The following is a 14,852-nucleotide window of genomic DNA, read 5'->3' as shown; positions in this document are numbered from 1 at the left end:
TACTTAATCTTATATACTATTTATTTAGTTTCCTGTTGCCCATGCAAAAGTAGTAACATCTACCTGTGTACCTGTATTGTATGGTCCGGCTGTTGTAGCAGCTGCACCATCAATTTGAACATTTGCCAAAGCACCGTTATCTTTCATGTCTACAAGTGTAGCATAACCTTCTAAATAAAGATTGGTAATGGTAGCACCAGATTCTTTTTTAAACTGAAGAGCCGTACCGTCTACCGTTGAGATTGCTGTTAGGTTAACAAATTTTGGATTATTGTTCAAACCATCACCTTCCAATGCAGTTGAAAATCCTGTACTAGAATGCAAAAGATAGGCATCGGTAAGAGTACCACTCCATCCTTCTGTCCAATCCACAGCATCATCTTCGTTATTTTCAGCATAGTAATTGGTAACACTTACGGTTCCGCCAAAAAATTCAACACCATCATCCTTACCGTTAAGAATTGCAACATTTTCGATGGTAGTTCCAGAACCAACTGAGTATAAGGTTAGACCGTTATACTGCGACTCGGCATTGATTTGAGCACCTGCATAATTGATTACTAGGTAGTTGATAGATCCAGAAGAATCAGCATCATTATTGCCACCATAAAGTATACCACCTACTTCAGCTACAGCATCAACTCCTTCTGTAGTAATTGCATTTCCTGCAATTACCAAACCTCCCCAATCTCCAGGGCTTTCTCCAGTAGAAGTCATGATAACTGGATTGCTCTCAGTACCTTGAATATCTATTTGCGCTCCTTTTTGAACAACTAAATACGTTTGGGTTGCATCACCTGATTCAACATCTGCAATCAATTTTGTACCTGCTGGTATGGTTAGTTTTGCTCCTGAATTTACACTAAAAGTGCTACTTAAATAGTAGGTTACAGCAGCATCCAAAGTAAGATCAGAAGAAATACTACCTGATAAAATACTTGTAGTAACTTCTGTATTTGAATTAACCCAAGCAAATATTGCAATATCTACAGATGGGGCAGAAATATATGTATTAGTTGGATCGGCATCGACACCATCAATTTTTATATTAGACAATGGTCCATTGTCTTTCATGTCAATTGTGGTTTCATAACCTGCTAATGATAAACCGGTAATTGTTGCGCCAGATTCCTTTTTAAATTGTAATGCAGTACCACCAACCGATGAAACAGCAGTAAAATTGGTAAAAGTAGGATTGTTGTTGATGCCATCGCCTTCAGCAGCAGTAGAAAATCCTTCTGCGCTATGTAGTACATATGTATTCGTAATAGTACCGTTCCAACCTTCGGTCCAGTCAACAGCATCATCTTCATTGTTTTCTAAATACATATTGGTTACACTCACGGTTCCACCAAAAAATTCAACACCGTCGTCAGTACCATTTAACATGGCCACATTTTCAATGGTTGTTCCTGAACCGACTGCATACAATGTTAGACCATTATATTGTGACTCAGCATTGATTTGAGCACCTGCATAGTTGATTATTAAGTATTCAATAGATCCCGAATTGTCAGTGTCAACAGACCCACCATACTTAATACCACCAACCTCAGCTGTAGCATCGACACCTTCTGTTGTAGTTGCGTTACCTGCGATAACTAAACCACCCCAGTCACCTGGAGATTCGTTAGAAGAAGTCATTGTTACAGGGGCAGAAGCAGTACCTTGAATATCAATCATTCCACCTTTTTGAACTACAATATATTTATCTGTCCCAGCTTGTGAGACAATTTTAGTACCAGCGGGTATCGTCAAAGTTGCACCAGATTCAACACTAAAAGTTCCAGTTAAAGAATATTCTTTTGAACTATCTAATGTTCTGTCCTCTGCTAAACTTCCGTTAAGGTCTGTACTTTCTAATGGCGGACAAGTATTACATGAAGTACCACCACAATCAACACCGGTTTCATCACCGTTTTGTTTACCATCGGTACAAGTTGCATCTGGTATTGGATCACCTCCATCATTATCATCACCACTACAGCTAGCCATCATAAGAGCGCATACTGCTGCGAATATCATTGAAATTTTAATAAATTTTTTCATTTTAGTTTTTTCATTTTAGTTTTTAAAAGCTGTAATTCAATCCTAAACTTAGAGTAGTACCGCTAGTATAGGAGCGTACTATTTCATCGGTTTCTACATTGGTTGTACTAGGCTTTACTAATTGAGTTCTTTTAATATCTGGATTCAATAAGTTTCTACCTAAAAAACGCACGGTCCAATGTTCGCCTAACTCTTTTGTTAAGGTGGCATCGAAAACCACAAATCCTTTTTCAATAATTGCATCATTATAGAAGGTTTCGCTTTGACTTTGTACCTCTGGGGCCCCAAGAGCATATATCTTGTCAGAAGCATAATTCGCAGTCAAAGATGCGGAAAAAGGATTGTCTGAAGGTGTCGAAAAGTTTAAGCTTGTGTTAACGATCCAGTCAGAAGCGCCCTGTAAACCCGTTTGTGTTAAGCCTTTGTAACGAAATGTTCTTATAAAGTTTCCGTCGGCATCACGAACCTCTTTTAGGTCTTGTGAATGCCACATTCTCGTAGCATTTAAATTAAGATCAAGGTTAATGCCTTTAGGTGTTTCACCTTCGTCGTTAACTTTTACTAAATCTACTTTAGTCTCTAGTTCAAAGCCGTACACCTCACCTTTGTTTCCAGAATTAAAATAAGAGAATACACCAGCAGAACCACGATCTTGTACTTTGTTTATTGGATCTTTGATTTCTTTATAAAAACCAGCAAGGGATATAAGCTGACCGTTGGAAGGAAAGTACTCCCATTTTAGGTCATAATTAATATCTTTAGATGCATCTAAATCTGGGTTACCTCTAGTTACTTGTCCTGTTTGTGATACATATTCAAAAGGAGAAACTTCTTTGAACTCAGGCAGTGTAATAGTATTACTTACGGCTAGGCGTAACGCTTGATTATCATTTAAACTATATTTAACATTTAAACTAGGATAAACATTGTTGTAGTTTTTATTCGCTTCACCAATTCTGCCAGGAACGTTACCAACATCATAGGTTACTCTTAGGTCATCTTTTTGAAAACGAAGACCGGCATTAAAATTCCATTTTTTTAAACCAACATTAAAATCTGCAAATGCAGCTTGTGAGGTTAACTTTCCATTATAGAAATCTGTTTGAAGTTCATTTAACTCTAAAACGCCACTAACGAAATTTGATGCTTGAAAAATAGAACCGATATTGTCAATGTCTACAGGGTTTATAGCATTAGTACTTGTTTCTTCAACACCTACAAAAAGTGATTCAAAATCTCTTTTTTTATTTCTATAGTTTACCCCAAGTTCTATTTTAAAGGAGTTTTCATTATCCTCGTCTTTTACAACTTCGATGACATCTTTTAAATATCCATTGAATTCATTGTCTGTAATAAGTTGTTTTGATTTTCTTTGCTGAAATCCTCCTGTACGTCCTAATTGCACTAAAGTGCCATTAGAGTCAAAATTGACTTCATTTCTAATTCTGTTAGGTTCATTTGCATTAACAAGGTTGTATCCACCAGCCCATTCTAAAGAATTCTTTTCACCAAGTTTGTGTGTTCCCAAAAGTTGAGAAACTAATAATCTTGTCTGTTTAATATTTTGGTCACGAACAAATTGTGAAAGTTCTTCTACGGGGTCGGTTTCTTCAAAAATGGTCCCTTCACCATTTCTACCGCCTTCATAAACTTCATCAGTCAATTTATTTACAAAGAAAGTACTAGACTTTAATTTGTTCTTTTCATTAATAAAGTAGGTAAGGTCTAACAACCCACTTGTAGTTACCTTCTTGCTATATACTGTAGCATCTGTAATAGTATCATCAACGAAGTTTGACCGAAATTGTCTAAAAAGACCTTGTCCGTATTCATATGATTCTGATTGAGATGCAGTAATGAATGCAGAAAGTTTTTCTTTAATTCGCTTTCCGGCAGCTATTGAATAGGTGTAATTAATAGGGGTACTTTGAACTTTAGGGTTCCATCCTTGAATGGTAATTAAATCTCTTGTAGAGGCATTTTGGTCAAAAAATCCAAAATCTACATTTCGTTGATTAGGAGACACTTTAAAATTGTCAAAAACTCCACTCTTAGCAACATTTGTGTTGACCCCTGATCGAATAGAAACGCTTAATTCTTCTGAACCTTGTAATTCTCGAGAGGATATATTGATGTTTCCAGATGCTTGATCGGCTGATGACAGAACAGAATAGGTTTTGCTTACACTTACATTTTGAATTACACGTGTTGGAAAAAGGCCCAAATCAATGTTCTTCTTTTCAACGTCATCAGAAGGTACTGGTAAACCATTTAATGTGGTGCTTAGGTAGCGGTCACCTAAACCTCTTACAAAAACATCACCTGAAGCTTCACTGCTAGAAACTCCTGATATTTTTGTTGTTGCTGTAGCTACATCCGACACTCCTATTTTTGTTAATTGTTGAGCACCGATACTTTCTTTAATTTCTATAGCTCGTTTCTGATCTAGCAACAAAGCAGTTTCAGAATCTTTACGAGCAACCGTAGTAACAGTTACTTCATCTAAGGAAACTCCTTCAGATGCGCTTAATGGTACATTGACCGTAGTTACTTTCCCTGCAATAACTTCTACACCTGGTATTTCTACTGTTTCATATCCTAAATAGCTAACTTGTATAGTATAGCTACCTGGTGCTAAATTTGAAATCTCATATAAACCGTCAAAATCAGATGTTGTACCAGTAGTTGTGCCTTTAATGAGTATGTTGGCGAATGCCAATGGCTCATCATTAACTTCTTTGTCTATCAATTTACCTATGATGCTGCCCGTTTCCTGAGCACTTAGGTAGGATACACAAATTAAGAATAAACACGTGATTAATTTTTTCATTATACTATGGTCTTAAATTTTGCGCAAAGGACGCTAGTTGTTGTAAAGGCCGAGTTAGATCCATGTTAAACATTTATTTTCTTAGTGTTACCTTAACGTTACTACATTAAATCAATGTTAACTGACGTTTCTGTAATAGTATTATCTTTACTTTTGAGTGAATCAATCAATTTGAAAACCATGAAAAAGAAGGACATTAGGATACTTTTAGTTGATGATGAACCAGACATCTTAGAGATTGTAGCTTACAATCTTTCAGCTGAAGGCTATGATGTCTATACTGCTAAAAACGGTGCGGACGGAGTAGCAAAAGCAAAAAAGAAACTACCTCATTTAATAGTCTTAGACGTAATGATGCCCGAAATGGATGGCATTGAGGCTTGTGAGATTTTGAGAAGAACTCCTGGTATGGAAAATACCATAATTACTTTTTTGACAGCTAGGGGGGAAGATTATTCGCAGGTAGCTGGTTTTGACGCAGGAGCAGATGACTATATTACCAAGCCTATTAAGCCAAAAGTATTGGTGAGTAAGGTGAATGCCCTATTAAGACGAGTTAAAAACGAGGAAAATACCCAAGAAGATATTGTTCAGGTAGGAGATATTGTAATCAACAGAGAAGAATATAAAATCATAAAAAAAGGTAAAGAGATTATTTTGCCTAGAAAAGAATTTGAACTTCTTGCACTTCTTACATCAAAACCTAGTAAAGTTTTTAAACGAGAAGTGATTCTTGATAAGGTTTGGGGTAATGAAGTTGTTGTTGGTGGTCGTACGATTGATGTACATATTAGAAAGCTTCGAGAAAAAATAGGTGAGGACCATTTTAAAACGGTAAAGGGAGTAGGATATAAGTTTGTTCTATAGATGGCCTCAACTCTACGTTCAAAAAGATCATTTCGTTTTGCATTTCGCTCTTCGCTTTATATCGTTGTAATAGGTATATCGGTTCTAGCTTTTTTACAATGGCGATTTAGTACTATTAATTGGGGTATTCTTGTTTCAGCTGCAGTGTTGTTTTTTGTAATATCATTTGTCACGTTGCAGCTAAGAATTGAAAAATTCATATACAAACGAATTAAGAAAATCTATGACGATGTCGAGTTGCTAGAATCTAGCATAGTCCCTTCATATCCGGTAACGACCGATATGAGAACCTTGACCGCTGAGATTGAAAAATTTGCCAAAGACAAGAAAATAGAAATTGATACGCTGAAAATTAGGGAAGAATATCGAAAGGATTTTCTTGGGAACGTTTCCCATGAGCTAAAAACACCACTGTTTACTGTTCAGGGTTATATAGAAACTTTGTTAGATGGTGCTATTGATGACAAAAATGTTAGAAAGAAATACCTAATACGAGCTAATAAGGCAGTTGACCGTCTAATCTATATCGTTAAAGATTTAGATCTCATAACTAAGCTAGAGGTCGGTGACCTTAATTTAGAGAAGAAGTCTTTTAATATTATAGAGTTGATTCAAAGTGTCTTCGACTTTTTAGAAATGAAGGCAGCCAAAAAGAATATCACCCTCACATTTGACACGGTTTACCCAAAACCGATTTTTGTGTATGCCGACAAAGAAAAAATACAACAGGTGCTAACTAATTTGTTGGTGAATTCCATTAAATATGGCAACGAAAATGGTACTACTGAAGTAAGTGTTGAAAATTTAGTAAAGAATAAGATTATTGTTAGGGTGACCGATAATGGGGAAGGTATACCAGCAGTACATATACCTAGACTTTTTGAACGTTTTTATAGGGTTGATCAAAGTGGTAGTAGACGTGAAGGTGGTTCGGGCTTAGGTTTAGCAATTGTAAAGCATATTATTGAGGCCCATGGCGAAAAAATTTATGTGGAAAGTGCGGTTGAGGTTGGCTCGGAGTTTTCTTTTACCCTTGAAAAAAGTTCTGTTCAAATTGAGGAAGTTCAATAATCGCTAAGCCTCTCTTTTTTCTTAGCTTTGCCGAAGTTTAGAATTCATAGTTGTGGGAAGTAAAAATAAATTAAAACGATTTCAGGAAAATGAAACTTTTCCCAATGTTATACAGCCAAGTCGCGAGGAGGTTGTAGGTGGATTTCCGCTAAAAGGCAAATGGGATACCCATTTTAAAAACAATAACCCAATCGTCTTAGAATTGGGTTGCGGTAAAGGCGAATATACCGTAGGGTTGGCAAAAAGATTTCCAAACAAAAATTTTATTGGTATTGATATAAAAGGTGCACGTTTTTGGAAGGGCGCTAAAATCGCCATGGAAGAGAATTTACCTAACGTAACTTTTGTACGTACGCAAATTGAATTGGTCGACTATATTTTTGGTGAGCAAGAGGTGTCCGAAATCTGGATTACTTTTCCAGACCCTCAAATTAAGTATAAGCGTACTAAGCACCGAATGACAAACCAAGAGTTTTTAAAGCGTTACAGACAGGTTTTAAAACCAGATGGAACAGTGAACTTAAAAACTGATAGTGAGTTTATGCATGGGTACACCTTAGGCTTGCTTCATGGTCTTGGTTTAGAGGTTATTTACGCCAATCATGATGTATACACGAATGAAGGGAGTCCTCAAGAAGTACTTGAAATACAGACTTTCTACGAAAATCAGTATCTTGAAAAGGGAAAACCTATTACCTTTATTAGGTTCAAGGTAAACTGATTCAATGCAACAATTAGCAACTTTATTTGTTTTCACTTTTGGGGCTGCTTTTTTTGCTTCATTGCCACCTGGGTTGCTCAATTTAAATGCAGCCAAAACAGGTGTTGAGAAGGGCAAAGCAAATGGAGTTATTTTCGGTTTAGGCGTTGCGGTTGCTGTTATGATGCAAACTTATCTTGCAGTTCGTATCGCTAAATACATTTCTAGAAATCAACATTTTATAGAGGTTTTATTACAAATAGCCTTAGTCTTGTTTTTTATATTGGCAATTTACTTTTTTTTTAAGGCAAAAAAGCAACATAGAGAGCCGTTTGTAGTCGTTGAAGCAAAGAAGCGTAAAAGCTTTTCTAAAGGAGTCTTTTTGGCGCTTATCAATTTGTTGGCCATACCTTTTTATAGCGGCTTAAATACCGTATTTCATACTCAGGAGTTAATGCGCTATAAAATTGCTGACGAAATTATATTTATAATTGCGGCGGGTAGCGGAACTTTTTTGGCCATGTACCTATATGTGTTCTATTTTAATAGGATGGAACATAAAACAAATGCATTTTCAAAAAATAGTAATTATATTTTAAGTGCTTTAATGGTGCTTCTTTTCATAATTACATGCTTTAGATTATTTAAGTAAAGTTTGAATGCCTATGAAACCTGAAAATGAAAATTTCTTTGAAAGGGTCTATCAGGTGGCCAGATTAATTCCCGAAGGTCGTGTAACCTCATATGGTGCAATAGCTAAGTATTTAGGTGCTGCCCGAAGTGCTAGAATGGTAGGTTGGGCCATGAATGCCTCTCATCATATGGAAGATATACCTGCGCATAGAGTAGTCAATAAAGCAGGAATCCTTACCGGAAAGCATCATTTTGATGGCACCAATTTAATGCAACAACTTTTAGAAGGTGAAGGGGTTATAATAAAAGATCTTCAAATAGTAAATCTCGAAAAATATTTTTGGGATCCCTTTAAAGAACTAAGTTGATATTTAAAACTATTCGAAAGATAGGGTAAATGTGGTCGAGTCATTAGAAACTACCCGAATAGAACCTCCGTGCAAACGCATAATTTGTTTGCTTAGACTTAAGCCTATTCCTGTTCCGGTGTTTTTGGTGGTGAAAAAGGGTACAAAAATCTCATCTAAAAGTTCGGTTGAAATTCCTGGGCCATTATCGGTAACCGTAATATATTTTTTTTCTTGTTGGTCAATACCTGCCTTTATGATTATGCTACCCTCGTCTTGTTCTTCAATAGCTTGCTGGGCATTTTTACCTAAGTTCAGCAATATTTGTGTAAGCTGTTTTTCATCAATATAAAGTTCTAAATCCTCAGGTTCACAAGTAACTTCTAGGGTAATGTTATGAACATTGGTATACTCTTGTAAAAGCAATCTTACCTTTTCCAGAAACTTTTTGGCTTGAATCAATTCTCTGTCAGGTTCTGGAACGCTTAGAAAAGTTCTGTAAGACTGTACAAAACTCATTAAATCATTACCCTGCTCTTTGATAACCTCGAGACCTTTTGCCGTATTCTTAATCTGTATTTCCCCAAACTCTTCAGCCGTAGCTAATTCATTTCCTTTTTTAAAATATTTTAGAATAGACTCGGATATCGAGGTAATAGGAGTAATGGTGTTCATGATTTCATGTGTAAGAACACGTATCAATTTCACCCAAGAATCGGTTTCTTTATCATCAAGTTCTTTTTGAATATCATGTACGATTACTAGTAATAGTTTTTTTTCCTCTATGGTAATAGGGGTGCACTTTAGCGTCAGTTCTTTATTCCCTCGTTCGTTACCTAAAGAATATAATGTGCTTTTAAAAGGCTCTAAAGATTCAAAAAGGCTATATAGAATGGGGTCTATTTGCTTTAATTGTTTTACATGATTAAGAGGCCTGTAGTTCAATAGGTTTTGTACAGTTGGGTTAGCATATAAAATATGTCCTTTCTCATTAATGGTAAAGATGCCAATATCTGCCTGCCGAAGTATCTCTTGGTAATACTGTTCTTGAGCTTGTTTTTTTAAATAAATATCTTGAATCATGGTGTTCAACATATTCAGACTATGGTTAAGCTCTTCCAAAGATTTAACACTTAGTTTTTCTGGAAAACGTAAGGTAAAATCCTCATTTTTTATGGCATCAAAGAAATAGGCGATTTTTCTATTGGTTTGGTTGACAAAATACACCAAGCTATACGATAACCCAATAAATACCATGCTGAAAATACCACAAAGTATATATTGCTCCTTAAAAAATAGAAAAGCTACTAAAAGAGCGCAAACTGCAATTAGAATAATTCGGAAAATAAGTTGGTAGTAAATACTTTTGCTGACCATTATCTACCTGATTTTTTTAGTTTGTTATAAAGAGTCTGTCTTGAAATGCCAAGTTGTTCAGCGGCTGCACTGTAATTACCCTCATTTTCGTTCAAAGCCTTTGTAATCATAAGAAGTTCCATTTCTTCTAAAGTTTTGGGTTCGTCTTCTACGGAAAAAGAGGTTTTGGTTTCCAATAGAAAATCTGTTGGTTTTAAAACATTTCCTTCAGATAGAATTACAGCACGCTCCATTGTATGCAAAAGCTCCCTGATATTGCCAGGCCAAGCATATTCCATTAATTTTTCTTGGGCAGATTGGTTAATTTTTAAACTCGGCTTTCCATATTTATGAGCAAATTTTTTTAGGAAGAAATCAGATAAAATCAAAACATCTCCGTCACGGTCTCTAAGAGCCGGAACTTCAATTTGAATAGTATTAATTCTATATAAAAGATCTTCCCTAAATAAACCATCTGCTACCATTTGGTCTAAATTACAATTGGTAGCACAGATTAACCGAATATCTACAGGTATGGTTTTATTAGATCCCACACGAACTACGACCCTATTTTGAATGACCGATAATAATTTGGCCTGCATTTGTAAAGAAAGGTTTCCTATTTCATCTAAAAATAAAGTTCCACCATTTGCAGCTTCAAACTTACCTGCGCGATCTTCTTTTGCGTCGGTAAAGGAACCCTTTACATGTCCGAAAAGTTCACTTTCAAATAAATTTTCAGATATAGAACCCATATCCACTGAAATAAAAACCTCATTGTTTCTAACCGATGATTTATGCAATTCTCTGGCAATCAATTCTTTTCCTGTTCCGTTTTCGCCCGTCACCAAAATATTTACATCTGTTTTGGCAACTTTTTGTACAAGACTAAGAACACTGTTCAAGGCTTTAGAATTGCCGATGATATAATTCTTATTCTGATTAATAACCTGTTTTAGGTTGCTCTCTTTCTGTTTTAAATGACGTACTTCTTTTTGTGACTTTCGAAGTTCGTAAGCAGATTTAACCGTTGTTAATAGGCGTTCATTATTCCAAGGCTTTAATATAAAATCTGTGGCACCTTCTTTTAACGCTTCAACTGCAAGTTCAATAGCACCATATGCAGTCATCATTATCACCGAAATATGAGGTGCTTTCTTTTTTATTTCTCGCAACCAATATAGTCCCTCGTTACCAGTGTTCACTCCTGCTGAAAAATTCATATCCAATAATATGATATCAATTTCTTTGAGATTTGGAAAGGATGTAAGAAGATTGGGATTTGAAATGGTTTGAACACTTTTATATTCGAACTGTAATAAGATTTCCAAAGCGCTCAGAACACTTTTGGTATCATCGACTACTAATATTTTGGCTTCGTTCATTTGAGAAATCGATTAACGTATTTAAAACTACACATAGAAGATTATATTTTCAACACAGTGTCAAAATATTTTACAATATCTGTACAACATTTTTACAGTATCCTTAATTTTGAATTTCTTTTAAAAATATAAATTACTGATAAACAGGTAGTTGTAGTTTTGGCACATATATAGTAATGAGTATGGCATACCAATATAGAAATGAATCAAAAATTTAAAATAACAACTATTTTACTCTTAACCATTTGGGGTTCCATCTTTGCTCAAGAAACGTGGACATTAGAGGAGTGTGTAACATTTGCCTTAGAGCATAATTTACAGCTTAATGATGTTGAGTATACCAACCAATCGAATAAGGAGACCTATAGACAATCTATCCGAAATTTATTGCCATCTGTAAATGCAAGTGGTAATTATAATATCAGTTTTGGTAGAGCTGAAGATCCAAATACAGGAACATTCGTTAATCAAGATTTTTATTCGAATAACTATTCGCTAGAATCGTCGATAGATTTGTTTCAAGGATTTCAGAAAATCAATTCCATTAAAGCATCAAAGTTTTTATATAAGGCGACTCAAGAAGAAGTTTTACAACAAAAGTATTTGTTGGCATTTAGGGTTATGCAGGCTTTTTATGATATTCAATTTTTTGAAGGGTTGGTAGCCATTTCAAAAGAACAGTTATCCGTTTCACAATCGAATTATAATTTAGTTGAAAAGCAAATCGAATTAGGGCTGAAAGCTGGTGCCGATTTGTATGAAGCGGAATCTTTATTATTGACAGATAAGTTGAATGTGACACAAAGTAATAATCAATTGGCCAGCGCCAAACTTACTCTGATTCAAGAAATGAATTTAGAGAATACTTCAGATATTTCGATTCAAGAAGATTTGGGTGCCATAGAAGAGGTGCAAGAGGATAACGAGCTAAAATCAGATTCAATTTACGATGAGGCACGAGAATTTTTACCTTTAATAAAGGCGCAAGAATTGAGAGCTAAGGCAGCTAAAAAGCAGGTGGCAATTTCAAGGGGAAGACTATATCCGTCACTATCACTATTTGCTGGTGTGGGTACAGGCTATTTCGAGACTACACGAGATACATTGGGCAATACATTACCTTTTAGAGAGCAGTTTAGAGATAATACCTCACAATATGTAGGTATAAATTTAAATGTTCCTATAAGTAACGGGTGGTCTGCAAGATCTAGGGTGAAACAATCAAAAATTGAACGGCTTAGGGCAGAAAATAATTTAAAGACGCAAGAACAAGTGCTTTTTCAGGCAATACAGCAATTGGTACAAGATTATAATTCACTTTTGGTAGAATTGGTACAGAGTAATCAAAAAATGGAGGCGCAAAACTTAGCATTCACGATTGCTCAAAAACGCTATGAAAAAGGTATGATCAACGCACTTGAATTGTTTACTGCAAAAAATTTATTCGCTAGTGCACAAAATGAAAATTTACAGGTGAGACTTCGTTCAGAAATCAATAAAAGTACTTTAGATTTTTACAGAGGATTACCCGTATTTAATATAAACTAGAAACAGTAACACGAAAGATGGATATAAAATTAGAAAAGAAAAAAGGATTAAGACCCAAGCATTATGGGTACATCGCAATAGGTTTATTTATCCTATTTGTCGGATATAAACTTTTGTTCGGGAGTTCTGTTTCAACCTTTAGGACCGAAAAGGACAAACTGTCTATTGTCGATGTAACAGCAGGGAAGTTTGATGATTACATCACCATTAATGGGAATGTTGCTCCTATTGCCACTATTTATATGGATGCCTATGAAGGTGGTCGCGTTAGTGAAAAATTAATTGAAGAAGGTGCTATAGTCAAAAAAGGAGACATCATCCTTAAGTTGGAAAATATGAACTTGTATGAACAGATTTTGGCAAGCGAAAGTAATTTGGCATTGAAGCAAAACGATTTGCGGTCGACTAAGATGAATTTCGATTCAAGACAGGTAGAAGGTAGAAAATCATTGGCAACGGCAAGTACCGATTTGCAGCGTCTGAAGCGAAATTATGAGCAAAATAAGGCCTTGTATGATGATGAGCTAATATCTAAAGAAGTCTATCAACTTTCGAAAGAAAATTATGAGCTATCTCAAAAGCAGTATGAAATTATAAAAGTACAGACCGTACAAGATGATGAACTGCGTGAAACGTCATTAAAAGGATTGGATACCGATTTAGACCGAATGCAGAAAACTTTAGGCATGGTATACCAACGATTGGATCATTTAAATGTGCGCGCCCCGGCCGATGGTCAATTAGGGTTTTTAGATGCTGAAATTGGTCAGAATATAGCACAAGGGCAGCGAATTGGTCAGATAAATGTATTGACCGATTATAAGATTGAAGCTGATATTGACGAGCATTATATTGATCGTGTAAAAAGAGATTTAACGGCAGTTTTAGAACGTAACGGCACAGAGTTTCCTTTGCGTTTGAGAAAAGTATATCCGGAAGTAAGAAATGGAAGGTTTAAGGTAGACTTGGTTTTTACAGATAACAAACCAGAAACGATACGATCAGGTCAGAGTTATAATATAAAATTACAATTGGGAGAATCTAATGATGCACTTTTATTACCTAAAGGAAGCTTTTTTCAAAGCACAGGAGGACAATGGATTTTTGTAGTAGGACCAAATGGTGACGAGGCCATTAAAAGAAACATCCGTATAGGAAAACAAAACTCTAGATTCTATGAAGTATTGGAAGGCTTGCAAGCGGGTGAAAAAGTAATTTCAAGTAACTATGATAATTTCGGAGAGGCCGAAAGAATAGTATTAAAATAGAAACAAACTGTCACAAGGGGCGGTGTAGCGCTGTCTTTTATATAACAATTAAAATCAATCGAAAATGATAACCATTACGAATCTTAAAAAGAGTTTTAGAACGGAAGAAGTAGAAACCTTAGCATTGAACAACGTTAACCTAAAAGTTGAGGATGGTGAGTTTGTCGCGATAATGGGACCTTCGGGTTGCGGTAAATCTACCCTTCTAAACATTATAGGTATGTTAGATAACCCTACCGATGGTAGTTACAATTTCGCTGGTAACGAAGTTGGGGGCTTAAAAGAAAGTCAACGTACACAGTTAAGAAAAGGAAATCTAGGTTTCGTGTTTCAGAGCTTTAATTTAATAGATGAACTTACGGTATTTGAAAATGTAGAGCTGCCATTGATTTATTTGAAAATGGGCAAAGCGGAGCGTAAAGAAAAAGTAATGAAGGTTTTGGAGCGTATGAAAATTGCACATAGAGAAAAGCATTTTCCTCAGCAATTATCGGGTGGTCAGCAACAACGTGTAGCTATTTCACGAGCGGTAGTAACGAATCCGAAATTGATTCTGGCAGATGAGCCTACAGGTAACCTAGATTCTAAAAACGGCATAGAGGTAATGAACCTGTTAACAGAATTAAACCAAGAGGGAACCACCATAGTAATGGTTACGCACTCAGATAGAGATTCACATTATGCCCATAGAGTGGTGAATCTATTTGATGGTCAAGTAGTTACCGAGAGCCAAAATAGGGCAATAGGAGCCATGATGTAGCCGAGTTTATTCATCAATCAACAAGTAATCAGCCAACA

12 protein-coding genes are annotated in these 14,852 nt (G+C 35.7%); 8 read left to right on the top strand and 4 right to left on the bottom strand.

Features of this window, described 5'->3' with window-relative positions; all coding sequences use genetic code 11:
* Positions 1–24 precede the first annotated feature (24 nt).
* The gene (locus tag BMY56_RS05085; protein WP_245737142.1) at positions 25–2,049 is read right to left on the bottom strand and encodes a hypothetical protein; all 2,025 of its coding nucleotides are present in this window, start codon (positions 2,047–2,049) and stop codon (positions 25–27) included.
* A 22-nt stretch (positions 2,050–2,071) separates the two neighbouring features.
* The gene (locus BMY56_RS05080; RefSeq protein ID WP_091620795.1) at positions 2,072–4,879 is read right to left on the bottom strand and encodes a TonB-dependent receptor; all 2,808 of its coding nucleotides are present in this window, start codon (positions 4,877–4,879) and stop codon (positions 2,072–2,074) included.
* A 180-nt stretch (positions 4,880–5,059) separates the two neighbouring features.
* On the opposite strand from BMY56_RS05080, the gene BMY56_RS05075 reads away from it, so the two are divergent.
* From BMY56_RS05075 to BMY56_RS05055, 5 genes are read left to right on the top strand one after another with little or no spacing between them, the layout of a single operon-like run.
* On the top strand, positions 5,060–5,746 hold the full coding sequence (locus BMY56_RS05075) for a response regulator transcription factor (RefSeq protein ID WP_091621816.1): 687 nt from the start codon (positions 5,060–5,062) through the stop codon (positions 5,744–5,746).
* Positions 5,747–6,817: a sensor histidine kinase gene (locus tag BMY56_RS05070; protein ID WP_091620793.1), complete on the top strand. Its 1,071-nt coding sequence runs from the start codon at positions 5,747–5,749 to the stop codon at positions 6,815–6,817. It abuts the gene before it with no gap.
* Positions 6,818–6,869: 52 nt separating this feature from the next.
* Positions 6,870–7,538, top strand: a complete 669-nt coding sequence (gene trmB / locus BMY56_RS05065) for a tRNA (guanosine(46)-N7)-methyltransferase TrmB (RefSeq protein WP_091620790.1) — start codon at positions 6,870–6,872, stop codon at positions 7,536–7,538.
* A 4-nt stretch (positions 7,539–7,542) separates the two neighbouring features.
* Entirely contained in the window at positions 7,543–8,169 is a 627-nt protein-coding gene (locus BMY56_RS05060) for a LysE family transporter (protein ID WP_091620788.1), read from the top strand.
* 13 nt (positions 8,170–8,182) lie between these two features.
* Complete coding sequence (locus tag BMY56_RS05055) at positions 8,183–8,518, top strand: MGMT family protein (protein ID WP_091621814.1); 336 nt, start codon at positions 8,183–8,185, stop codon at positions 8,516–8,518.
* A gap of 9 nt (positions 8,519–8,527) precedes the next feature.
* Here the strand turns inward: BMY56_RS05055 and BMY56_RS05050 are convergent, their stop codons facing one another.
* Together BMY56_RS05050 and BMY56_RS05045 are read right to left on the bottom strand one after the other, a co-directional pair.
* Entirely contained in the window at positions 8,528–9,874 is a 1,347-nt protein-coding gene (locus BMY56_RS05050; protein ID WP_091620786.1) for a sensor histidine kinase, read from the bottom strand.
* Positions 9,874–11,238 (bottom strand): sigma-54-dependent transcriptional regulator, encoded by a 1,365-nt coding sequence (locus BMY56_RS05045; RefSeq protein ID WP_091620783.1) that lies wholly within the window; start codon positions 11,236–11,238, stop codon positions 9,874–9,876. The genes BMY56_RS05050 and BMY56_RS05045 overlap by 1 nt, the downstream gene beginning before the upstream one ends.
* A gap of 201 nt (positions 11,239–11,439) precedes the next feature.
* On the opposite strand from BMY56_RS05045, the gene BMY56_RS05040 reads away from it, so the two are divergent.
* The 3 genes from BMY56_RS05040 to BMY56_RS05030 all read left to right on the top strand — a co-directional run bounded on the left by BMY56_RS05040 (position 11,440) and on the right by BMY56_RS05030 (position 14,814).
* Positions 11,440–12,786: a TolC family protein gene (locus BMY56_RS05040; protein WP_091620780.1), complete on the top strand. Its 1,347-nt coding sequence runs from the start codon at positions 11,440–11,442 to the stop codon at positions 12,784–12,786.
* A 17-nt stretch (positions 12,787–12,803) separates the two neighbouring features.
* Entirely contained in the window at positions 12,804–14,054 is a 1,251-nt protein-coding gene (locus BMY56_RS05035; protein WP_091620778.1) for an efflux RND transporter periplasmic adaptor subunit, read from the top strand.
* 64 nt (positions 14,055–14,118) lie between these two features.
* Complete coding sequence (locus BMY56_RS05030) at positions 14,119–14,814, top strand: ABC transporter ATP-binding protein (RefSeq protein WP_091620775.1); 696 nt, start codon at positions 14,119–14,121, stop codon at positions 14,812–14,814.
* Positions 14,815–14,852: the final 38 nt, after the last annotated feature.

It is taken from the genome of Maribacter orientalis (genome assembly GCF_900109345.1).
Lineage (GTDB): Bacteria > Bacteroidota > Bacteroidia > Flavobacteriales > Flavobacteriaceae > Maribacter > Maribacter orientalis.
This window is presented reverse-complemented; position numbering and strand designations above follow the sequence as displayed.

What these genes read in the sequence shown, in the direction of transcription:
- BMY56_RS05055 (WP_091621814.1), top strand. Translation starts at nt 8,183, where the DNA reads ATGAAACCTGAAAATGAAAATTTCTTTGAAAGGGTCTATCAGGTGGCC.
- BMY56_RS05040 (WP_091620780.1), top strand. Translation starts at nt 11,440, where the DNA reads ATGAATCAAAAATTTAAAATAACAACTATTTTACTCTTAACCATTTGG.
- BMY56_RS05030 (WP_091620775.1), top strand. Translation starts at nt 14,119, where the DNA reads ATGATAACCATTACGAATCTTAAAAAGAGTTTTAGAACGGAAGAAGTA.
- BMY56_RS05085 (WP_245737142.1), bottom strand. Translation starts at nt 2,049, where the DNA reads ATGAAAAAATTTATTAAAATTTCAATGATATTCGCAGCAGTATGCGCT.
- BMY56_RS05045 (WP_091620783.1), bottom strand. Translation starts at nt 11,238, where the DNA reads ATGAACGAAGCCAAAATATTAGTAGTCGATGATACCAAAAGTGTTCTG.
- BMY56_RS05075 (WP_091621816.1), top strand. Translation starts at nt 5,060, where the DNA reads ATGAAAAAGAAGGACATTAGGATACTTTTAGTTGATGATGAACCAGAC.
- BMY56_RS05080 (WP_091620795.1), bottom strand. Translation starts at nt 4,879, where the DNA reads ATGAAAAAATTAATCACGTGTTTATTCTTAATTTGTGTATCCTACCTA.
- BMY56_RS05050 (WP_091620786.1), bottom strand. Translation starts at nt 9,874, where the DNA reads ATGGTCAGCAAAAGTATTTACTACCAACTTATTTTCCGAATTATTCTA.
- BMY56_RS05070 (WP_091620793.1), top strand. Translation starts at nt 5,747, where the DNA reads ATGGCCTCAACTCTACGTTCAAAAAGATCATTTCGTTTTGCATTTCGC.
- BMY56_RS05035 (WP_091620778.1), top strand. Translation starts at nt 12,804, where the DNA reads ATGGATATAAAATTAGAAAAGAAAAAAGGATTAAGACCCAAGCATTAT.
- BMY56_RS05060 (WP_091620788.1), top strand. Translation starts at nt 7,543, where the DNA reads ATGCAACAATTAGCAACTTTATTTGTTTTCACTTTTGGGGCTGCTTTT.